The organism is Pseudomonas sp. GLN_2 (assembly GCF_043106005.1).
Lineage (GTDB): Bacteria > Pseudomonadota > Gammaproteobacteria > Pseudomonadales > Pseudomonadaceae > Aquipseudomonas > Aquipseudomonas alloputida.
On the sequence record NZ_JBICMC010000019.1, the window covers coordinates 19,791 to 41,094 of the forward strand.

At 62.3% G+C, this 21,304-nt stretch carries 21 protein-coding genes and 1 riboswitch; of the genes, 16 read left to right on the forward strand and 5 right to left on the reverse strand.

Features of this window, described 5'->3' with window-relative positions:
• Positions 1-126: 126 nt before the first annotated feature.
• Positions 127-711: a YajG family lipoprotein gene (locus tag ACF8Q6_RS04560; protein ID WP_010951995.1), complete on the forward strand. Its 585-nt coding sequence runs from the start codon at positions 127-129 to the stop codon at positions 709-711.
• Positions 712-785: 74 nt separating this feature from the next.
• Here ACF8Q6_RS04560 and ACF8Q6_RS04565 read toward each other — a convergent pair whose 3' ends face one another.
• Positions 786-992: a hypothetical protein gene (locus ACF8Q6_RS04565; RefSeq protein WP_003247353.1), complete on the reverse strand. Its 207-nt coding sequence runs from the start codon at positions 990-992 to the stop codon at positions 786-788.
• A 160-nt stretch (positions 993-1,152) separates the two neighbouring features.
• Between ACF8Q6_RS04565 and ACF8Q6_RS04570 the strand changes: the two genes are divergently transcribed.
• The gene (locus ACF8Q6_RS04570) at positions 1,153-1,413 is read left to right on the forward strand and encodes a hypothetical protein (protein ID WP_003247352.1); all 261 of its coding nucleotides are present in this window, start codon (positions 1,153-1,155) and stop codon (positions 1,411-1,413) included.
• A 120-nt stretch (positions 1,414-1,533) separates the two neighbouring features.
• Here the strand turns inward: ACF8Q6_RS04570 and ACF8Q6_RS04575 are convergent, their stop codons facing one another.
• Positions 1,534-2,703, reverse strand: coding sequence for a 1-acyl-sn-glycerol-3-phosphate acyltransferase (locus ACF8Q6_RS04575; RefSeq protein ID WP_014589682.1), 1,170 nt, complete (start codon positions 2,701-2,703; stop codon positions 1,534-1,536).
• A gap of 122 nt (positions 2,704-2,825) precedes the next feature.
• On the opposite strand from ACF8Q6_RS04575, the gene ACF8Q6_RS04580 reads away from it, so the two are divergent.
• The 4 genes from ACF8Q6_RS04580 to ACF8Q6_RS04595 all read left to right on the forward strand — a co-directional run bounded on the left by ACF8Q6_RS04580 (position 2,826) and on the right by ACF8Q6_RS04595 (position 4,952).
• Positions 2,826-3,011 (forward strand): CPXCG motif-containing cysteine-rich protein, encoded by a 186-nt coding sequence (locus ACF8Q6_RS04580; protein WP_003247349.1) that lies wholly within the window; start codon positions 2,826-2,828, stop codon positions 3,009-3,011.
• Positions 3,011-3,271: a putative signal transducing protein gene (locus ACF8Q6_RS04585; protein ID WP_161774940.1), complete on the forward strand. Its 261-nt coding sequence runs from the start codon at positions 3,011-3,013 to the stop codon at positions 3,269-3,271. The genes ACF8Q6_RS04580 and ACF8Q6_RS04585 overlap by 1 nt, the downstream gene beginning before the upstream one ends.
• 15 nt (positions 3,272-3,286) lie before the next feature.
• Complete coding sequence (locus tag ACF8Q6_RS04590) at positions 3,287-3,907, forward strand: SOS response-associated peptidase (protein WP_392492254.1); 621 nt, start codon at positions 3,287-3,289, stop codon at positions 3,905-3,907.
• Between the two features lie 226 nt (positions 3,908-4,133).
• The gene (locus tag ACF8Q6_RS04595) at positions 4,134-4,952 is read left to right on the forward strand and encodes a M48 family metallopeptidase (protein ID WP_003247344.1); all 819 of its coding nucleotides are present in this window, start codon (positions 4,134-4,136) and stop codon (positions 4,950-4,952) included.
• A 43-nt stretch (positions 4,953-4,995) separates the two neighbouring features.
• Here ACF8Q6_RS04595 and ACF8Q6_RS04600 read toward each other — a convergent pair whose 3' ends face one another.
• From ACF8Q6_RS04600 to ACF8Q6_RS04610, 3 genes are all read right to left on the reverse strand, one after another.
• Entirely contained in the window at positions 4,996-5,580 is a 585-nt protein-coding gene (locus ACF8Q6_RS04600) for a TMEM165/GDT1 family protein (protein WP_003247342.1), read from the reverse strand.
• 88 nt (positions 5,581-5,668) lie between these two features.
• Positions 5,669-5,808, reverse strand: a riboswitch (yybP-ykoY riboswitch).
• Between the two features lie 40 nt (positions 5,809-5,848).
• Positions 5,849-6,847, reverse strand: a complete 999-nt coding sequence (locus ACF8Q6_RS04605; RefSeq protein ID WP_392489436.1) for a methyltransferase — start codon at positions 6,845-6,847, stop codon at positions 5,849-5,851.
• 54 nt (positions 6,848-6,901) lie between these two features.
• Complete coding sequence (locus tag ACF8Q6_RS04610; RefSeq protein WP_392489435.1) at positions 6,902-7,867, reverse strand: 2-hydroxyacid dehydrogenase; 966 nt, start codon at positions 7,865-7,867, stop codon at positions 6,902-6,904.
• A gap of 293 nt (positions 7,868-8,160) precedes the next feature.
• Between ACF8Q6_RS04610 and ACF8Q6_RS04615 the strand changes: the two genes are divergently transcribed.
• From ACF8Q6_RS04615 to ACF8Q6_RS04660, 10 genes are all read left to right on the forward strand, one after another.
• Positions 8,161-9,843, forward strand: coding sequence for a fatty acid--CoA ligase (locus ACF8Q6_RS04615; RefSeq protein ID WP_392489434.1), 1,683 nt, complete (start codon positions 8,161-8,163; stop codon positions 9,841-9,843).
• A 331-nt stretch (positions 9,844-10,174) separates the two neighbouring features.
• Positions 10,175-12,061, forward strand: coding sequence for a DUF1302 domain-containing protein (locus ACF8Q6_RS04620; protein WP_392489433.1), 1,887 nt, complete (start codon positions 10,175-10,177; stop codon positions 12,059-12,061).
• A 25-nt stretch (positions 12,062-12,086) separates the two neighbouring features.
• Positions 12,087-13,451, forward strand: coding sequence for a DUF1329 domain-containing protein (locus ACF8Q6_RS04625; protein WP_392489432.1), 1,365 nt, complete (start codon positions 12,087-12,089; stop codon positions 13,449-13,451).
• Positions 13,452-13,785: 334 nt separating this feature from the next.
• A complete protein-coding gene (locus ACF8Q6_RS04630) occupies positions 13,786-16,503 on the forward strand; it encodes a LuxR C-terminal-related transcriptional regulator (protein WP_392490912.1) in 2,718 nt (905 codons plus the stop codon).
• Positions 16,504-16,662: 159 nt separating this feature from the next.
• A complete protein-coding gene (locus tag ACF8Q6_RS04635) occupies positions 16,663-18,270 on the forward strand; it encodes a tetratricopeptide repeat-containing response regulator (RefSeq protein WP_003247330.1) in 1,608 nt (535 codons plus the stop codon).
• Positions 18,267-18,959 (forward strand): sensor histidine kinase KdpD, encoded by a 693-nt coding sequence (locus ACF8Q6_RS04640; protein WP_010952009.1) that lies wholly within the window; start codon positions 18,267-18,269, stop codon positions 18,957-18,959. The genes ACF8Q6_RS04635 and ACF8Q6_RS04640 overlap by 4 nt, the downstream gene beginning before the upstream one ends.
• A 169-nt stretch (positions 18,960-19,128) precedes the next feature.
• Positions 19,129-19,407, forward strand: coding sequence for an AbrB/MazE/SpoVT family DNA-binding domain-containing protein (locus ACF8Q6_RS04645; protein ID WP_019436943.1), 279 nt, complete (start codon positions 19,129-19,131; stop codon positions 19,405-19,407).
• Positions 19,404-19,751 carry a type II toxin-antitoxin system ChpB family toxin gene (locus ACF8Q6_RS04650; RefSeq protein WP_392490911.1) on the forward strand — a complete coding sequence of 116 codons (348 nt, stop codon included), beginning with the start codon at positions 19,404-19,406 and terminating at the stop codon, positions 19,749-19,751. Before ACF8Q6_RS04645 ends, ACF8Q6_RS04650 begins: the two co-directional genes overlap by 4 nt.
• Before the next feature lie 18 nt (positions 19,752-19,769).
• Positions 19,770-20,414, forward strand: coding sequence for an MBL fold metallo-hydrolase (locus ACF8Q6_RS04655; protein ID WP_392490910.1), 645 nt, complete (start codon positions 19,770-19,772; stop codon positions 20,412-20,414).
• A 109-nt stretch (positions 20,415-20,523) separates the two neighbouring features.
• The gene (locus ACF8Q6_RS04660) at positions 20,524-21,243 is read left to right on the forward strand and encodes an OmpA family protein (protein WP_003247328.1); all 720 of its coding nucleotides are present in this window, start codon (positions 20,524-20,526) and stop codon (positions 21,241-21,243) included.
• Positions 21,244-21,304 lie beyond the last annotated feature (61 nt).

Here is a 21,304-nt window from a genome sequence, read left to right on the forward strand (position 1 = left end):
GAGGGCTTGGCGCAAGGATAAGGGTGTGGCGATGAAACGATTGTGACAAGCGGGCCGGGCCGATGACTGGTCTGTGCCTGGCTAGGTATACTGTGGGCCTTTGCCGCATTTTCTGGAGAAACGCGCATGTTGCAACGTCTGTTGTTCGGTTTGATCGCCGTGGCCAGCCTTAGCCTGGTCGGTTGTGCCCACAGCCCGCAACAACTCAACCCGCAACCCACGCTCAAGGCCCAGCTGGCCCCGGTCGGCCATGGCCAGCCGGTGGTGGTCCGGGTAGTTGATGGCCGGCCTTCACAGTCCCTGGGTACCCGCGGTGGCATGTACCCCGAGACCAGCACCATCAGCGTCAGCGGTAACGACGTGGTGCCCAAGCTGCAGGCTCAGGCTGAAGCCGCTGTGCGCCTGCTCGGCTTCACCCCAACCCCGAACGCCGGCAATGCGCCGCAGCTGACCGTGACCCTGGCCGAACTGAAGTACCAGTCGCCGAAAGACAACCTTTACGTGACCGAGGCCACCATCGGCGCCACCTTCCGCGCTGATGTGACCAATGGCGGCCGCCGTTACAGCGGCCGTTATGGCGCTTCGCTGGACCAGCGTTTCGGCATGGCGCCGAATCAGGACACCAACACCCAGCTGGTGGGGGATGTGCTGAGCGATGCCCTGACCCGCCTGTTCAAGGACCCGAGCATTGGGCAGGTGCTGGGTCAGTAAGCTTCAGGTTGTGTCAGAGAACCCGCTGCCTGAGTGACAGGCAGCGGGTTTTTTGTTGCCTGGACGGCACAGATTTACGCCGCTTCTATGTGGAAATCCAGCAAGCTGAACCCTGTGCCTGCATCCACTTCGGGCAAGTCCTCATGCACATGTCCGCCAAGCGCACAGTAGACCAGCCACTGGCGGTCCTGCACATTGATGGCAAAACCATCGATCAGCGCCTGTTGTTCATCGCTCTGGGCAACGAGGTAGAGGCGGTCCTGGTTTTCGGCGTGCAACATGAAAAAGCTCCGGGTCATCAAAAGGTCGACAGGGTCGCCTGTATGGATGACGAGCGGATGACAGATGAAATTTAACGACAGTTTGTCGCCGAGGCCGGGCGCCATGGTGCGACTTGGGTAGAATGCTGGCCTTTGCCACTGCTCACACCGAGGTCGCGTGATGTCCTTGCAAGTGCTCTGGGGGTTCCTGGCCGCCCATCCCACCAAGCTGATCAACCTGCTGGCGCTGCTGCTGACCTGCCCGGGCGGTTTGCTGCTGCACAGTGCGCGGCGGCGCGAGGCCGAAACCCGCGCGTACATGGCAGTAGACGAGGGGGTAGTGGACGCTTTCGAACTTCGGGTGCCGAAATACTTCTACATCCTGGGTTTTTCGTGCCTGGCGATGGCGCTGCTGCTGTCCTGGTTCAGCACCTGGATCTAAGAACCATCGGGGCCGCGTTGCGGCCCAATCGCGACACAAGGCCGCTCCCAGGGTGGACGCAATTCCCTGTGGGAGCGGCCTTGTGTCGCGATTGGGCTGCAGCGCAGCCCCCGGGATCGATCAGGCTACAGGTGCCTGCTGCCTGACCTGGTACTGGTTGCGCACCGGCGTCGCATACTGCAACACCAGGTACGGCCGCTGCTCTTGCGGGCAGGCATCCAGACGCCGTTGCCATTCTTCCTTGGCCTTGGCCAGCTCATCCGCCGGGAACACCTTCTCGGCGCTTGGCACCTGCAGGGCTTCGTCCTTGCCTTCCCACATCGCATACGCCAGGTAATGCACCGGGAACAGTCGGTAGCCCCCCAGAATCTGCCGGTCAATCTCTGCCGCCAGCTGTTTTGTGTCTTCGTGGTACTCGGTTACCGGCGGCGCGAAGTTGATGTGGACTCGGCCCTTGTAGCCGGTAATGCCTTTGGCAATGCTGTTGTCATCTTCGCCCGGCGCCTTCTTGTAGGTGCCGGTTGTGGCGCGGATGTACAGCTCGCGGGCCTTGGCCTGGTCGCACGGGTCGTATTCGTAGCTGATCGACACCGGGGTCAGGTTCAGGCTCTGGATAACCGCACCGAACGGCTCGTCCTTGCGGCTCATGTGGAACATCTTGAGGATCGCCGAGTCGGTACGGTCGTCACCGTCCTTGGCCCGACCTTCGGCCTGGGCAATCCAGATCGAGGTGGCATCGTTGCGGATCGAGTGGTTGATGTAGGCCGATAGCAGTTGGTAGGCAGCCAGTTTTTCGCGCCGCCCGCTGATCGAACGGTGCACGATGAAGCTCTTGTTCAGGCGCATCATGTCGCTGACAAAGGGCTTTTGCAGCAGGTTGTCGCCAATGGCGATGCGCGGCGTGGGCAGGCCGGCGTGGTACACGGCATAGTTGACGAAGGCCGGGTCCATGACGATGTCACGGTGGTTGGCCAGGAACAGGTAGGCGGTGCCGGCCTTGAGCTGTTCCACACCCGAATAGGTGACGCCGTCAGTGGCGCGATCGATGGTCTGGTCGACGTAGTACTCGACTTTGTCCTGCAGGGTCGAGACACAGGTAACGCCAGCGAATTCCTTGCGCAGGCGGCGTGCGATCAAGGGCTTGAGCAACCAGCCGAGAGCACCGGCCGCACGCGGAAAGCGGAAGTGAGTGAGGATATCGAGGAATGCCGGGTCGCTGAGCAGGCGTGCCAGAACGGCAGGGACCTCAGCGTCGTCGTACGGTCGGATGGCATCGAATTCGCCCATCATGCTCTCTTGTTGGAAACGGCTAGGGTAATAAGGTAGGGACGGGCTCCGAAAAACGGCTCGGACGCACACAGACCCTGTAAACAGACCGGCAATTATACGCATAAGTCACTGCGGAGGCCGCGATGCTGGAAACCGACTTCTATGATTGCCCTTATTGTGGCGAACGTGTGGAAACTACCGTCGATCTGTCTGCGGGCGACCAGGTTTATACCGAGGATTGTCAGGTGTGCTGCCAGCCTGTGGTGTGCATTCTGCAGGTGCATGGTGACGAATGGATGCTTGAAGTCCGCCGCGAGGACGACGCCTGATGCAGCGCATCTACGAACCGGAAAGCCTGCTCGAGGCGCAAATGCTGGCAGGCATGCTTGCCAGCGAGGGGATCGATGTACACGTGGTCGGCCGTGACCTGCTCGGTGCCGCCGGCGAGCTGCCCTTGCAGGGCCTGCTGGGGCTTATCGTGGCTGATGAGCAGGCCGAATGCGCACGGCAGCTGATCGATGCGTACAATGATGCCCAGCCACTGGTTGGCGACGAACCGGAGAATGTTCCCGGTACCTTGATCTGCTAGGTTCTGAATTCCCCCATGTGTGGACGTTATGCCCTGTTTCGCTGGCCCCAGGCCCTTGCCAGTCTGCCGGGTTTTCCCGTCGGCCAGCCGCCCCAATGGAATATATCGCCAGGGGCGTCGGTGCTGATCCAGCGCCAGCTTGATGGCCAGCAGCAACTGGCCAAGGCGCGCTGGGGGTTGACCCCGGCCTGGCTCACCGACCTGTCCCGTACCCCCGCCCATGCCCGGGCCGAAACGCTGGCCGAGCAACCGATGTTTCGCGGTGCATTTCGCCAGCGTCGCTGCCTGATGCCGGCCAACGGCTTTTACGAATGGCGTGGCAACGTGCGCAAACGCCCGTTCTGGTTGACCCCGGGGGAGGGCGCGTCGCTGTATTTTGCGGCGGTGTGGGAGGCCTACCCGGTGCAGGACCAGGTATGGCTGAGTTGCGCGGTGGTGACCCAGGCGGCCATGAACCAGCGTCGGCCGCTGATACTGGACGAGGCCGGGCAGGCGGCCTGGCTCGACCCGGACACGCCGGTTACCCGCTTGCACGAGCTGCTGGCCAGCCCACCGGCGACGTTGCGTGAGCGGGCCTTGGCCAATTTCGTCAATGACCCGAAGCTGGATGCGCCGGAGTGTCTTACCCCGGCTTGAGGGGGGCTGTGCCGGCCCTTTCGCGGGCAAGCCCGCTCCTACAATGATCGTGTTACCCCTGCTGTAGGAGCGGGCAAGCCTGCTCCTACCCACGGTCGTGTTACCCCTGTAGGAGCGGGCTTGCCCGCGAAGAGGCCGGTTCAGGCGACGAAAATCTTCCCTGCGGCTATGGCAGCCACTGGCGACTCGGCCTAGGATACGGCGCATGTGGATAGGGAGTGTTTTCATGCGTAAGTCTTTTGTCGTCAGCCTGCTGAGCGCTGGCATCCTGTTGGCCGGCTGCCAGGCGGTGAATACCACCAGCGGCGGTGCTGTTGGCGTCGAGCGCCAGCAGTACATGTTCAGCATGCTCTCGACCGATGAGGTCAACCAGATGTACGCGCAGTCGTATCAGCAGACCCTGGGTGAAGCATCGAGCAAGGGTGTGCTCGACAAGTCCAGCGCCGATGCCAAGCGTGTGCAGGCCATTGCCAACCGCCTGATCGCCCAGGCGCCCAAATTCCGCCCGGATGCCGCGCAGTGGGACTGGCAAGTCAACGTGATCAAGAGTGATGAACTTAACGCCAACTGCGGCCCGGGCGGCAAGATCATCGTCTACACCGGGCTGATCGATCAGCTCAAGCTCACCGATGCGGAAATTGCCGCAGTGGTGGGGCACGAGATTGCCCACGCCTTGCGCGAGCATAGCCGCGAGGCCATGTCCAAGGCATACGGTGTGGAAATGGCTCGCCAGGGTGCCGGTGCCATCTTCGGCCTCGGCCAGAGCAGCATGGCCATGGCCGACACGGTGGTGAACTACGCCATGACCTTGCCCAACAGCCGGGCCAACGAAAACGAGGCCGACCTGATTGGCCTGGAGCTGTCGGCCCGTGCCGGCTACGACCCGAATGCCGCGATCACCTTGTGGAACAAGATGAGCAAGGCTTCCGAAGGTGCACCGCCTGAATTCATGAGTACTCACCCGGCGTCCGCGAGCCGCATTGCTTCGCTGCAGGCGGCGATTCCGAAGGTGATGCCGCTGTATCAGGCTGCAGCCAAGCAATAAATGCCTGAATCCTGGGGCTGCATGGCAGCCCCCGGTTTTCCCTTCATCCAATCCAGCCACTGGCCTTCATTGCCGAATAGACGGCCACGATCGCCAGCACGAAGAACGCCGTTGCCGCCAGGCGGCGAATCAGCGTCAACGGCAGTTTGTCAGCCGCGAAGTTACCCGCCAGAACCACCGGCACGTTGGCAATCAGCATACCCAGGGTAGTGCCGATAATGACCATGATCAGGTGCGGATACTGCGCAGCCAGCATCACGGTGGCGACCTGGGTCTTGTCACCGATTTCGGCCAGGAAGAACGCAATCAGTGTCGTCAGGAACGGCCCGAAACGGCGAGCCGGGTTCTCGTCGTCATCCATCTTGTCCGGTACCAGGGTCCACAGTGCGGTGGCGGTAAAGCTTGCGGCCAGGATCCAGTGCAGTGCCGAATCGCTGAAGAAGCTGCCGACCCAAGCCCCCACGGCACCGGCTGCGGCATGGTTGGCCAAGGTGGCGGCGATGATGCCGGCGATGATCGGCCAGGGTTTGCGGAAGCGGGCAGCGAGAATGAGTGCGAGCAGTTGCGTCTTGTCGCCGATCTCGGCCAGGGCAACGATAGCGGTGGGGACCAACAGTGATTCCAGCATCAGGATTCCTACGGGGGCGGGTCGACACGGCTATGACACGTACAGCCTCCCCGCCCCGGGTAAGGTGTGCGTGTCATAGGTCTTGTCAAACCCTCGATCCGTCTATGCGGATCTCGCCATGCAGGCGTGCATGGTGGGTCGCACGCGCCATGGTCTGTGGACCAAGTATGTTGACGCGTACCGGGCGAGCTGGGTGCTCGCGGGAGACTACTCCCCTAGGACGGTGCGGATTCTGCCTAGGCAAAACGTTTTCGGCAAGCGCTGATTTTTATCCGCGAGTGGCCTGGTAGATGCGGAAACCGTCGGCCTCGTCACGTACCTGGCAGTTGCCCAACGCCCCTTCGATCAGTGGTTGGTAGCGCAGGAAACTGTTGGCCACCAAACGCATTTCGCCACCTTTTCGCAGATGAAAGGCGGATTTTTTCAGCAAGTTTTCCGAAGCCTGATAGTTGGTATGAACGCCGGTGTGGAATGGCGGGTTGCTCAGGATAAGGCTCAGTTCGGTAGGGGCGGCGTCGATGCCATCGCCACTGATCACTTCGCCTTCCAGGCCGTTGGCAGCCAGCGTCAGGCGGCTGGCGGCCACGGCGAAGGCATCCACGTCCAGCAAGGTCACCCGGCTTTGTGGGTAACGGCGTTTGAGCGTGGCCCCCAGTACCCCGGCACCGCAGCCAAAGTCCAGCATGTGACCACCGGGCAGGCCGTCAAGATGCTTCAGGAGCAGGGCCGTACCTCGGTCGAGTCGGCCATGGCTGAATACCCCAGGCAGGCTGACCACCTGCAGCGGGCCGTCTTCCAGGGCCAGCTCGAAGCGCTCGGCCAGGCTTTCCAGCGGTTTTGCCTGCGGTGCCTGGTCGATGGTCACTTGCCACAGCTGGCAGTGCCGGGCGCTGTCGAGCTTGCGTGGCTTGCCAAAGGCCGCCAACTGCTTGGCCGCGCCCTCGATGCCACCGCGCTTCTCACCGACCAGGTACAGCTCGCGGCCAGCCAGGCGCGATGCCAGGGTGTTGAGCAGATAGGCGGCCAGCTCGCGGGATTTGGGCAGGAACAGCACGGCGCTGTCGAATGCTGCTTCAGGAGCCTCGACGCCGTAGTGGCTGCGGCCTGCGAAGCGGCTTTCGAGCATGGCCTGATCGCCGGCATGCCAGGTCCAGGCCTGGGCCTGAGGCAACTGGCCGAGCAGGTCGTCGGCGGGGGCGCCGGCGATCAGCAGCGGTCCCTGAAACAGCTCTGCCTGACGGAGCAATACTTCACTGCGCGGGTCCATGGACGACGTCTCCTGGAAAAAAGTGGCGCAGTGTAGCAGAGGCAGGCGCCTGGCTCAGCTGACCACGCGGCGTGGCTGCCCGGCGAAGAAGGCCTGGGCGTTCTCGCTGAGCTGGCCGACGATGCGCTGGCGCGACTCCACGGCACCCCAGGCGCTGTGCGGGGTGATGATCAGGCGCGGGATGCCGAGCTCCAGCAGCGGGTTGCCGTTGACCGGCGGCTCCACGCTCAGCACGTCGGTCGCCGCGCCGCCCAAGTGACCACCGCGCAGGGCATCGGCCAACGCCTGTTCGTCGATCAGGCCGCCACGGGCGGTGTTGACCACCAGCGCGTTGGGCTTGAGCAGGGCCAGTTCGCGGGCACCGAGCATATGCCGGGTGTGCTCGTTCAGCGGGCAGTGCAGGGTCAGGGCATCGACTTGCGGCAGCAACTCGTCCAGCGGCAGCCGGTCGGCGCGCTCCGGGCGGCCAGGGATCTGCCCGCTCAGCACACGCATACCGAAGGCTTCGGCCAGCCTCGCCACTGCGCCGCCCAGTTCACCGTGGCCGAGCAGGCCGAGGGTTTTGCCCTCCAGTTCGACGATAGGAAAGTCCAGCAGGCAGAACTGGCTGGCCTTGGCCCACTGGCCATCGGCCACCGCCTGGTTGTAGTCGCACAGCCGAGTGGCCAGGGCCAACAGCAGGGCCAGGGTATGCTGGGCGACAGACGGCGTGCCGTAGCCCTGGCAGTTACACACGGTGATGCCCTGGGCGCGGGCGGCGGCCAGGTCGACATTGTTGGTGCCGGTGGCGGCCACCAGGATCAGCTTCAGTTGCGGGTTGGCAGCCAGGGTAGCGGCGTCGAGCATGACTTTGTTGCTGACCACTGCCACGGCGCCCCGCAAGCGTTCCGCGACCTGTTCCGGGCGGGTGGTGGCGAACAGTTCGAACTGGTCGAACTGCTGCTTCAGGGGCGAAAGGTCGAGGTCGCCAAGGTCCAGGGACTGGTGATCGAGAAACACGGCGCGACGCGGGCTGGGCATGAAGATCTCCGGTGGCAGGGAGGGATAAGGGCGTTGTGGCCATTCGCAGGCACGCCCGCGCCCGCAAGGTCACCACAACCCTTGCAGGCGCGGGCTTGCCGGCGAAGAGGCACTCGGCTTCGGCGCAAACCTGAAGCCGCTGCCGCAGTGTCTAGCTCAACCTTGCTGCCCGTCAACGCCCGCCACTCATACCTTTGCCGCGCAAATCATTCCTTCGGCTGATTTGGCCGTCACATTGGCGAACTACAGTAAACCCAGACTTGTCCGGCCCGCTTTTCAGAAAAGGGATCCCCATGTTGCAGACACGCATCATCAAGCCCGCCGAGGGCGCCTATGCCTATCCATTGCTGATCAAGCGCCTGCTGATGTCGGGCAGCCGCTATGAAAAGACCCGGGAAATCGTCTACCGCGACCAAATACGGCTGACGTATCCACAGCTCAACGAGCGCATTGCCCGCCTGGCCAATGTGCTGACCGAGGCCGGGGTCAAGGCCGGTGATACCGTAGCGGTGATGGACTGGGACAGCCATCGCTACCTGGAATGCATGTTCGCCATCCCGATGATCGGTGCTGTGGTGCACACCATCAACGTGCGCCTGTCGCCCGAGCAGATCCTCTACACCATGAATCATGCCGAAGACCGCGTGGTGCTGGTCAACAGCGACTTCGTCGGCCTGTACCAGGCCATCGCCGGGCAGCTGACCACTGTCGACAAGACCTTGCTGCTGACCGATGGCCCGGACAAGACCGCCGACCTGCCCGACCTGGTCGGCGAGTATGAGCAGCTGCTGGCGGCGGCCAGCTCGCGCTACGACTTCCCGGACTTCGACGAGAACTCGGTGGCCACTACCTTCTACACCACTGGCACCACCGGTAACCCCAAGGGCGTGTATTTCAGCCACCGCCAGCTGGTGCTGCACACACTGGCCGAGGCCTCGGTCACCGGCAGTATCGACAGCGTGCGCCTGTTGGGCAGCAACGACGTGTACATGCCCATCACCCCGATGTTCCACGTGCATGCCTGGGGCATCCCCTACGCCGCCACCATGCTCGGCATGAAGCAGGTGTACCCGGGCCGCTACGAGCCGGACATGCTGGTCAAGCTGTGGCGTGAAGAGAAGGTCACCTTCTCCCACTGCGTACCGACCATCCTGCAGATGCTGCTCAACTGCCCGAACGCACAGGGGCAGGACTTCGGCGGCTGGAAGATCATCATCGGCGGCAGTTCGCTCAACCGTTCGCTGTACCAGGCCGCCCTGGCGCGCGGCATTCAGCTGACCGCTGCGTATGGCATGTCGGAAACCTGCCCGTTGATCTCCGCAGCACACCTGAACGATGAACTGCAGGCCGGCAGCGAGGATGAGCGCGTCACCTACCGTATCAAGGCCGGTGTGCCGGTGCCGTTGGTCGAAGCGGCCATCGTCGACGGCGAAGGCAACTTCCTGCCCGCCGATGGTGAAACCCAGGGTGAGCTGGTACTGCGTGCGCCGTGGCTGACCATGGGCTACTTCAAGGAACCGGAGAAGAGCGAAGAGCTGTGGCAGGGCGGCTGGCTGCACACCGGTGACGTCGCCACCCTCGACGGCATGGGCTACATCGACATCCGCGACCGCATCAAGGATGTGATCAAGACCGGCGGCGAGTGGGTTTCCTCGCTCGACCTGGAAGACCTGATCAGCCGCCACCCGGCCGTGCGCGAAGTGGCGGTGGTGGGAGTGGCGGACCCGCAGTGGGGTGAGCGCCCGTTTGCCCTGCTGGTGGTGCGTGACGGCCACGCTATCGACGCCAAGGCACTGAAGGAACACCTCAAGCCGTTCGTCGAGCAAGGTCATATCAACAAGTGGGCGATTCCAAGCCAGATCGCCATTGTTACTGAAATTCCCAAGACCAGTGTCGGCAAGCTCGACAAGAAACGCATCCGCCAGGACATCGTCCAGTGGCAGGCCAGCAACAGCGCGTTCCTCTCCACGTTGTAACCCTCGTGCGGGTCGCGAACGTCAGAGCGTGACCCGCATGCTAGAGAGCCCGCCGCCTTGCCAAACGACAGAAATGCGCCATCCTTGAGCACTACCAGCCCGCAACCGGAGCAAAACTGCAGCGAGTTGGTGGCATGGAGCGCAAATCACACTTTAGAGGGATCAAGCGCCTGTGCCTGCTGGCTATAGTCGGGGCCAGGGGATTTTCAGGAATGGGGGAGGGCGACATGCGCAAGCTCTGTCGCCGCGGGTGCAAGCCTGCAAACCGGTCGCTCGGGCCGTTCTTGAAAGGACTCACTGCCATAACAAAAAAGTACATGGAGTAGCGTCGATGAAATCTGCAAACCTGTTCTGGCGCCGGGCCAAGCTGCCCTTGGCCGTCAGCCTTGCTTCCACGCTCGCAAGTCCTGCTTTCGCTGTCAGTTTCAACATTGGTGAAATCGAAGGCCAGTTCGACTCGTCGCTCTCCATCGGCGCCAGCTGGTCGACGGCCAACCCCAACAAGAACCTGATAGGGGTGAACAACGGCGGCAAGGGCCTGTCACAGACATCCGACGATGGCCACCTGAACTTCAAGAAGGGCGAAACCTTCTCCAAGATCTTCAAAGGCATTCATGACCTGGAGCTCAAGTACGGCGACACCGGTGTGTTCGTGCGCGGCAAGTACTGGTACGACTTCGAACTGAAGGACGAAAACCGCGAGTTCAAGGACATCAGCGACTCCAACCGCAAGGAAGGCGCCAAGTCGTCCGGCGCCGAGCTGCTCGACGCCTTTGTCTACCACAACTACGCCATCGGCGATCAGCCTGGCTCGGTGCGGTTTGGCAAGCAGGTGGTGAGCTGGGGCGAAAGTACCTTCATCGGCGGCGGCATCAACTCGATCAACCCCATCGACGTGTCGGCGTTCCGCCGCCCCGGGGCCGAGATCAAGGAAGGCCTGATTCCCGTCAACATGTTCTACATCTCGCAGAGCCTGACCGACAACCTGTCGGCCGAGGCCTTCTACCAGCTCGAATGGGATCAGACGGTCGTCGACAACTGTGGCACTTTCTTCTCCCAGCCGGACATCATTGCCGACGGCTGTACCGACAACTTGCGCGTGCTCAATAGCAGTCGCACAGTGCCGGGCGCTGCGCAGCAGTTCCTCGCCTCGCGGGGCGTGAACATCAACGAAGAGGGTGTGATGGTGCGCCGTGGTGCCGACCGCGATGCGCGTGACAGCGGCCAGTTCGGTGTGGCCATGCGCTATATGTTCGAGCCGTTGGACACGGAGTTCGGCGCCTACTTCATGAACTACCACAGCCGTGCACCCATCTTCAGTGCCACAGGGGCACCGCCGTCCGTGTTCGCCGGGCTGAGTGCCCTGCCTGCACAGCTGCGCGCATTGGCGCCTCTAATCGTGGCGGGTAATTCCGAGTACTTTGTGGAATACCCCGAGGACATCCGCCTTTATGGCTTGAGTTTCTCCACCACGTTACCCACTGGCACCGCCTGGAGCGGCGAAGTCAGCTACCGCCCTAACGCGCCAGTGCAACTCAATACCACGGATATCCTGTTCGCCGGTGTCCGTCCCATTGGCGGCGCGTTGAGCAACGCATCGTTGCTGACCGGTACGCCGGGGCAAGACCTGCATGGGTATCGCCGCAAGGAGATCACCCAGTTCCAGACCACCCTGACCCATTTCTTCGACCAGGTGATGGGCGCCAGCCGGATGACAGTAGTCGGTGAAGTGGGTGTCACCCACGTCGGCGGCCTGGAGAATGCCCACGATACCCGCTACGGTCGCGACCCGGTGTTCGGCCCAGGTCCGTTGCCATCCACCGGTGGCGCCGATACTTGCCAGGCGCTCAATGGCAGCACCATCGCCGGCGCCGGTGCGGGGGCGTCCACCGCCAACCTGAACCGCAAATGCGAGAACGACGGCTACACCACCAGCACTTCCTGGGGTTACCGCGGCCGTGTCATCTGGGACTACAACGACGTATTCGCGGGTATCAACCTGAAGCCGAGCGTGGCCTGGTCGCATGACGTGTCCGGTTATTCGCCTGGCCCTGGCGCCAACTTCGAGGAAGGCCGCAAGGCTGTCAGCCTGGGCCTGGACGCCGAGTACCAGAACACCTATACGGCGAGCCTGTCGTACACCAACTTCTTCGACGGCAAGTACAGCACCGTGGATGACCGCGACTTCGTCGCCCTCAGCTTCGGCGTGAACTTCTAAGCATACAGATCCAGGACGACACGACATGAACAAGACCAGAAGTCTGCTGCAAGCCGGTGTGCTGGGCCTGTCCCTGCTGGCGACCAGCGTCATGGCTGCGGTATCCGCCGACGAGGCGGCCAAGCTGGGCAGCACCCTGACCCCGATGGGCGCCGAGAAGGCCGGCAACGCCGACGGCTCCATCGGCCCGTGGGAGCCGCTGTCGAAGACCGCAGGCAGCGTCGACGGCAAGGGCTTCCTGTCCGACCCGTACGGCAGTGAAAAACCGCTGTTCACCATCACGGCGCAGAATGCCGACCAGTACAAGGACAAACTCTCGCCCGGCCAGTTGGCCATGTTCAAACGCTACCCGAACACCTACAAGATCCCGGTGTTCAAGACCCATCGCGGCGCAACCGTCCCGGCCGATGTGTTCGCTGCCATCAAGGAAAACGCCACCAAAACCACCCTGGTGGAAGGCGGCAACGGCCTGAGCAACTTCCGCACGGCGGTGCCGTTCCCGATCCCGAAAAGCGGCCTGGAGGTGATCTGGAACCACATCACCCGTTACCGCGGCGGCAGTGTCAGCCGCCTGGTGACCCAGGCCACGCCGCAGCAGAATGGCTCGTTCAACCCCGTGTACTTCTCCGACCAGTTCGTCTTCCGCGACAAGATGAAGGATTACGACCCGAACAACCCAGGCAACATCCTGTTCTACTTCAAGCAGGAAGTGACCGCGCCAGCGCGCCTGGCCGGGACCGTGCTGCTGGTGCACGAAACCCTCGACCAGGTGAAGGAGCCGCGCAAGGCGTGGATCTACAACGCCGGCCAGCGTCGCGTTCGCCAGGCGCCGCAAGTGTCGTATGACGGCCCGGGTACCGCCGCCGACGGCCTGCGTACGTCGGACAACCTGGACATGTTCAACGGTGCGCCAGACCGCTACGACTGGAAGCTGGAAGGCAAGAAGGAAATGTACATCGCCTCCAACGCCTTCAAGCTGGATGACCCCAAGCTGAAGTACGCCGACATCATCAAGGCCGGGCACATCAACCAGGACCTGTCCCGTTACGAGCTGCGCCGCGTCTGGCACGTGGTTGCTACCCTGAAGCCGGGCCAGCGGCACATCTACGCCAAGCGGGACTTCTACATCGATGAGGACACCTGGCAGGCCGCAGTGATCGACCAGTACGACGGCCGTGGCCAACTGTGGCGCGTGTCCGAGGCCCATGCTCAGCCTTATTACAACGTGGAAGTGCCTTGGTACACCCTGGAAGCCATCTACGACCTGCAGTCCGGTCGCTACCTGGCCCTTGGAATGAAGAACGAAGAGAAACGTGCCTACGACTTCGGCTTCAGTGCCAGCAAGGCCGATTTCCAGCCCGCAGCGTTGCGTCAGTCGGGTATTCGCTAAGCTGAAATCACTGAACGCCGTGTGAACCCCAGAACGCCCCGGCTCGCCGGGGCGTTTCTGTTTCCTGAGCCGGCCTCTTCGCGGGTGAACCCGCTCCTACAGGTCCCGCACAGCCCTGTAGGAGGGGGTTCACCCGCGAAGAGGCCGGACAAGGCAATAAACTGCCTGAATACCTCTCCAAACCCCCGCCCCAGCCCCTGTCCATCAGCCATGTTGCTTTTTGTCGCAGTCTTTTCCATGCCAATTGCGTCCATCATCTTCAAATGCGCTGCGTTAACGGCTAGTCTCGCAAACATCCATACCGCCGTTGTCTTCCAACCAGAACGAGCCGGCCATGACAGATCTGTCCCGTACGCATGGATTCGCGAGTCAGGCCCTTGGCCTGCGGGACGGGCGTTTCTTCCGGCCGCCGCTGCCGGATGGCCATGTGCAGCGCCTGCGTTTGTGCCAGCGGCTGGAAGCCGGATTGGGCGGGCGGCTGCTGCTGGTCAATGCCCCGGCGGGTTTCGGCAAAAGCTCCCTGGCCATCGAGTTTTGCGAAACACTGCCCGAGCACTGGCGTAGCCTGTGGCTTGGCCTGAGCCAGCGGGACGCCGACCCTGGCCGCTTCCTTGAGCGCTTGCTTGAAGGCCTGCAGCAATACTGCCCGGCACTGGGCGGCCAGGCCATGGGCCTGCTGAAAATGCGCCAGCGCCACCAGCCGTTTGCCTTTGAAGAGTGGCTCGACGGCCTGCTCGACGAGCTGGCGCTGTACCTGCAAGCTGATACGCCGCTGCTGCTGGTACTGGACGACTATCACCTGGCCCAAGGGCCGGTGCTCGACCGTTGCCTGCAGTTCTTCCTCAATCATCTGCCACCTGGCCTGGTATTGCTGGTGACCAGCCGCCAGCGGCCTGACTGGCACCTGGCGCGGCTGCGCCTGTCCCGGCAGTTGGTCGAGCTTAACGAACAGGACCTGCGCCTCACCGCGGATGAGTCGTTGGCAGTGATCGGTCGCCAGCCTACCGGCCTGCGCGGCCAGGCACTGGACAACCTGATCCAGCGCAGCGACGGCTGGGTCGCCGGGCTGCGTTTCTGGCAGCTGGCGGCCAGCGACAGCGCCGACGAGCAAGCCCTGCCCCAGGCGCTGCATGGTGGCGAGGGCCTGATCCGCGACTACCTGCTTGAAGAAGTCATCGACAGGCTACCTGCAGACGTGCAGGCTTTCTTGTACGAAACCGCCTGCCAGGAACGTTTCTGCGCTCCGCTTTGCGATGCGATGCGTGGCCGCCACGACAGTGCCGCCGTCCTGAGCTTCCTGCAGGCGCATCAGGTGTTCCTTGTGCCGCTGGACGAGCATGGCCACTGGTTCCGCTATCACCATTTGTTCTCCGACCTGCTGCGTAGCCGCCAGGCGAGCGAATCGCAGGTCGCTCTGCATTTGCGGGCCTGCCGCTGGTTTGAAGCTCAGGACCTGCTGGACGAGGCGGTGGAGCAGGCTTTGCGTGCCGGCCACCTCGATGTTGCCGCCGACCTGGTGCAAAGTCTGTCCGAGGAGCAACTGCTGGCCGAGCAGAACGTCGGCATGTTGCTGCGTTGGAAGATGGACCTGCCCGACAGTCTGTTGATCAGCACGCCGCGGCTGATCGTGCTGTACAGCTGGGCGTTGGGCCTGGCTTGCCAGCTGGATGCTGCCGAGGAACTGGCCGGCTACCTCAGTCGCTTTCTGCCCGCGCCTTCGGCGACCGCGCAAAAGTCGATGCTGGCCCAATGGCTGGCACTCAGTGGGGTCATTGCCCGTGGCCGTGGCGACCGCGAGCGCACCCTGGCCTATTGCGGCGAAGCGCTGCAGAGCCTGCCGAGCAAGCGCTACGGCCAACGCCTGGTGTGTTTGTCGACGCTGTCCAACCTGGCCATTGCCGATGGCGACTTCTGGCGGGCCCGAGGCTGGAACCGCGAGGCCCTGGAGTTGGCCCAGCGGGTCGGTAACCCCTTGTTCGAGGCGCTGGCGCATTACGACCGGGCGCGGGTGCTGCATGCCCGTGGCGAGGTGCTGCGCGCGCTGGACGAAGTGCGCCAGGGGCTGCAACGTCTGCAAGGGCTTTCCGCACAGCGGCTGTATGCCGTGCGTGCGCGGCTGACGCTTTACGAAGGTTACCTGCTGGTCTCGCGTCTGCAGCCAGTTCAGGGCCGCGCGCGTTTGCGCGCGGGGCTGGGCGAGGCGCGAGCGTGCCGGGACATCAGTGTGCTCATCGGCCATTGCGTGATTGCCACGCTCGATGGCCGGGAAGGTCACTTTGCCGAGGCCTTTGCCGAACTGGCCGAGGCCGAGCGCTTGATGCACATCTGGGATGTGCCCCCGGTCTACTACCTGGCCATGATTACCCTGGTCAAATGCGAACTGTGGCTGGCCCAGGGGCGTACCGACCTGGCGGAGTCCTGGCTACAGCGCCTGGGCCAGACCTATGGCGGCGAGCAGCCGGCGGCGGCACCGGAGTTCCATCCGCTGCTGCCGTTGCACATTGCGTTGCAGCAGGCATCGCTCGATCGCATCCAGTTGCGTAGCGACGATGCCGTGCAACGCCTGGCATGCCTGGTAAAGCGCGGCCAGGCCAGTGGCGGCATGATGCTTACCGTCAGCGCCCTGAGCCAATGGCTTGCCCTGCTGCTGGACGAAGGCAAGGAAGGGCAGGCCGCACAGTTGCTGCCAAGCTTGCTGGAAGCGGCGCATGGCGGTGTGATGCAGCCGATGCAGCCACTGCTGGAAAAACACCCGCAATGGCTTCATGAACAACTGCAGGCAGGTGCCGCTTGCCCGGTTCAGGCGGAACTGCTCAAGCACCTGCCGCCAGTGTCAATCGCCAGTACGGGCAACGGCGAAGCGCTGAGTGGCCGCGAAATGGCTGTGCTCGAACTGATTGCCCAAGGCTGTTCCAATCAGCAGATCAGCGAGCGGCTGTTCATTTCCCTGCACACGGTGAAGACCCACGCCAGCCACATCAACAGCAAGTTGGGCGTGGAGCGGCGCACCCAGGCGGTGGCCAAGGCCAAATCCCTGGGGTTGCTGGCGTGATACTGGCCCTGCAGGTCATTGCTCGTTAAAGTGATGGCCTGACGCCATATTTTTTGGCCGACAATGCTCTACCCTCATCTTTCCCGACCAGCTGCCGATACAGCGATCGGTGGCATCGCCTCGCGCGATTTTTCAATCATTCCAAGGCAGGTCGTGTTGATGCTGCAGTACGGGCAAAAGAGCTTTCTGATCGTCGACGACTTTACCGACTTTCGTACGTCGACCCGTTCCATGCTGCGCGAGTTGGGCGTGCGCGACGTGGACACCGCTGACAGCGGCGAGCAGGCGCTGCGCATGTGCGCGCAGAAGCGCTATGACTTCATCCTGCAGGACTTCCATCTGGGCGATGGCAAGAAGAACGGGCAGCAGGTGCTTGAAGACCTGATCATCGACAAGCACATCAGCCATGAGTGCGTGTTCATCATGGTCACTGCCGAGAGCAGTCAGGCGATTGTCCTTAGCGCCATCGAGCACGAGCCCGATGCCTACCTGACCAAACCGTTCAACCGGGTTGGCCTGGCCCAGCGCGTCGAGAAACTGTTCCAGCGCAAGACGTTGCTAAAACCGATCCTGCAGGCGCTGGACCGCAACCGTCCGGCCGAAGTACTGGCGGCCTGCGCCGAGCTGTGCAAGAAGGATCCGCGTCTGGCACCCTTGTGCTTGCGCTACCGGGCCGATGCCCTGCGCAACCTCAACCGTTTCGAGGAACTGGAAAAATTCCTCAAGGCCATCCTGGCCAGCCGTCCGCAGCCATGGGTATATGCCGCGTTGGGCGCACTGATGCACAAGCGGGGTCAGAATGCCCAGGCCCAGGGTGTATACGAGCAGGCGCTCAAGGCGTTCCCGATCATGCCAGGCCTTTATGATGGCATGGCCGAGGTGCTGGTGGCGCAGGGTGATACCCGGCGCGCGCAGAACTTGCTTGAAGAAGCCGTGCGCCTGTCGCCTTTGTCGGTGCGTCGGCAGTCGACGCTGGGCAAGCTGGCGCTGGAGAACGAAGACTTCGAAAGCGCATCGAAGGCGTTCCGCCATGCGGTGAACCAGGGGCAGAGTTCGCGCTACAAGGATGCCGAAAACAACCTTGGCCTGGTGCAGGCGTTGATGAGCAAGAATGCAGGCTTCGGCCTGGACGCCCGTACCCGGGTCGAGATCAACACCACGCTCAGCGAAGTGGCCAAGGAAAACCCCGAGGACCAAGGCCTGCAGGTACGTGCGCGGATGATGAAGGCTGCCAGCCTGCAGCAGGCCGGCGACCCGGAAACGGCCGGCAAGCTGACAGAACAGGCGATTCAGCGCCTGGACAAGATGAACCAGTTCTTCTCTGTCGATTCGGCCCTGACGGTCGCTGCACAACTGCAGGCGATGGGGCAGGAAGCCGCCGCCATCGGCGTGCTGAAGAACTGTGTGGAAAGTTATGGCGATGACCCCAAGGTCATGGAGAAAGTGGGCAAGCTGACGGATGACCCCAGCGTGCTCAACGCCATTACCGAAGCGGTCACCCTCAATCGGCAGGGTGTGCGCAGTTACCAGGGAGGGCAGCTTGGCGAGGCGTTGCAACTGTTCCGAAAGGCATTGGGTTTACAGCCGAAGAACATCAGCATCGCCCTCAACACCGCCCAGGCGCTGCTGCGCATCGGCGGCGACAACCCTCAGCCTGCGATCATGCAGGAGTGCCGCGACGCCTTGACCAGCGTGGCCGGTATCCCTGCCAGCGACAATCGCTATGACCGTTACCGCAAACTGCACATCCGAGTGTTCGGCGCATGAATCAAGACAATCAGGGGCTGGATTTTTCCACGGTGATCGCCTCCACCGTGCACGACCTCAAAAGTTCGTTGTCGGCGCTGATCCAGTCCCACAGCCAGTGGGTGGAGCGCTTGCCCGAGGAACTGCGCGGTGGTGCCGAACAGGGGATCATGGAGCATGAATTTCGTCACCTCAACGGCATGCTGGTGCAGTTGCTGGGCTTGTACAAACTGGGTGTGAACCAGTTGCCGGTATGCCCGGACTACCATGAGCTGGATGATTTCATCGAAGCCCAGCTGGCGGCGCACGAGGAAGTACTCAAGCACAACGACATTCTCGCCACCTGGCGTATCGACACCGACAACCCGCTGGGTTTCTTCGACCGCGAACTGGTGGCCTCGGTGATCGCCAACGTCATCACCAACGCCACCCGCTTTGCCGGGCACGCCTTGCTGATCACCATCGAAGAGGCCGACAACCAGTTGGCCATTTGCGTCAACGATGACGGCCCGGGTTATCCAAAGCACATGCTCGAGCGCCAGGAGGATTACATCCAGGGCATCGACTCAACCAGCGGCAGTACCGGCCTTGGGTTGTATTTTGCGGCGCGGATCGCCGCGTTGCATGAAAGCGGCGGGGTGCGCGGGCGGATCGAGATCTCCAACGGCGGGGCGCTTGGGGGCGGGTTGTTCAGGTTGTTTTTGCCTTGAGGCCCGGCTGAATCTACGGTTGAAATTTTTGCAGTTGGAGAGTGGCTTCCCAAGGTGATGTAGGGCATTTCCTTCTTGAGGTTGCAGGGCTTTTGTCCGGCCAGGGCAGATGACAGTGTAGATACGACGTTTCTACATTTGGCTTGCAATCATTTGGAGGGTTTCTACTATGTATCTACCTTGGGAGATACTCATGCAGATCAAGATTCAACAGTGGGGTAACAGCGCCGCGATCCGCTTGCCCGCCGCAGTACTCAAGCAGATGCGCCTCGGTGTCGGCTCCACCCTGAGCCTTGACACAACGGGTGAGACGATGGTGCTCAAACCCGTCAGGTCGAAACCCAAGTACACGCTTGAGGAACTGATGGCCCAGTGTGACCTGAGTGCACCGGAGCCAGAGGACATGGCCGACTGGAATGCCATGCGTCCAGTGGGACGTGAAGTGTGAAACGGTTGAAATTCGCCAGGGGTGATATTGTTCGCGTCAACCTGGACCCAACAGTCGGGCGAGAACAGCAGGGCTCCGGCCGACCTGCACTGGTGCTTACTCCGGCTGCTTTCAATGCTTCAGGCCTGGCTGTAATCATCCCGATCACTCAAGGTGGGGATTTTGCGAGGCATGCGGGTTTCGCTGTCACGCTCAGCGGTGCGGGCACGCAGACTCAGGGGGTGGTGCTTTGCAACCAGGTGCGCACAGTCGACCTTGAAGCACGATTTGCCAAGCGCATAGAGTCGGTGCCTGAAGTTGTCATCCTGGATGCACTTGCGCGTGTGCAAACCCTATTCGATTAACCGGTTCCCGTATTCATAATGCATATCCCATCGTCAGCCCTCATCCGCGAAACCTTCCCTGTCGGCCCCTTGCAGTGCAACTGCACGCTGATCGGCGACCCCCTGACCAAGAAAGCCATGGTCGTCGACCCAGGTGGTGATGTGGACAAGATCCTTACTCGCCTGCAGGTCCACGGCCTGACGCTGGTGAGCATTATCCACACCCATGCGCACTTCGACCACTTCCTCGCGTCAGGCAAGCTCAAGGAGCTGACGGGTGCCACGCTGCACCTGCACAAGGACGACCAGATGCTGTGGGACAACCTTGAGATGCAGTGCCAGATGTTCGGCGTACCTTACACCCCGGTACCGGCACCGGACCGCTGGCTGGGCGATGACGAAGAGCTGGCCTGCGGCTGCGGTGTGGCGTTGCATACGCCAGGCCATACCCCGGGCTCGATGAGCTTCTGGTTCGCCGAGGCCAAGTTGTTGATTGCCGGTGACACCCTGTTCCGCCGGGGGATTGGCCGCACCGATTTGTGGGGTGGCGACCAGCGGGCAATCGTGCGTTCCATCAAGGAGCGGCTGTACCGGCTGGACGAAGAGGCCATTGTGGTGACCGGCCACGGGCCCGACACCCGTCTGGGCGACGAGATGCGGGAAAACCCATTCGTGCGTGCCTGATGGCACATGAAGGCACTTTCATGGAATTTTTCGTTGCCGATGCGTTCCAAGGCTGGCATAGAACCCTTTGGGATCTGCCGCATTTATGAATTTCAGTAGGAGCTTGTCCATGTTCACCATGCGTCGTCTGATTATCGTCGCAACCGCCGCTGCACTGATGACCGGCTGTGCCGGCCAGAACCCCTACGACAACCAGGGTCAGGCGCAGGGCTCCACAGGGATGAGCAAAACTGCCAAGTACGGCGGTTTGGGCGCGCTGGCCGGTGCCATCGCGGGCGCTGCCATCGACCACAACAACCGTGGCAAGGGTGCCCTGATCGGTGCTGCAGCAGTGGGTGCCGCTGCAGCCGGTTATGGTTATTACGCCGACAAGCAGGAAGCCGAGCTGCGCGCGCAAATGGCCAACACGGGTGTGGAAGTGCAGCGTCAGGGTGACCAGATCAAGCTGATCATGCCGGGCAACATCACCTTCGCCACCGATTCGGCCAACATCGCCCCAAGCTTCTACTCGCCGCTGAACAACCTGGCAGGCTCGTTCAAGCAATTCAACCAGAACACCATCGAAGTGGTTGGCTTCACCGACAGCACGGGCAGCCGCCAGCACAACATGGACCTGTCCCAGCGCCGTGCGCAGGCGGTCAGTACCTACCTGACTTCGCAGGGTGTGGATGCCTCGCGTATCTCTGTCCGTGGCATGGGCCCGGACCAGCCGATCGCCAGCAACGCTGACGCCAATGGTCGTGCGCAGAACCGCCGTGTGGAAGTGAACCTGAAGCCGATTCCGGGTCAGCAGTATGAGCAGCAAGGTCAGGTTCAGCAGTATCCCTGATTGACCTTCAGGGCTGCTTTGCGGCTCTGTGGGAGCGGGCAATCCCGCTCCCACAAGGCTT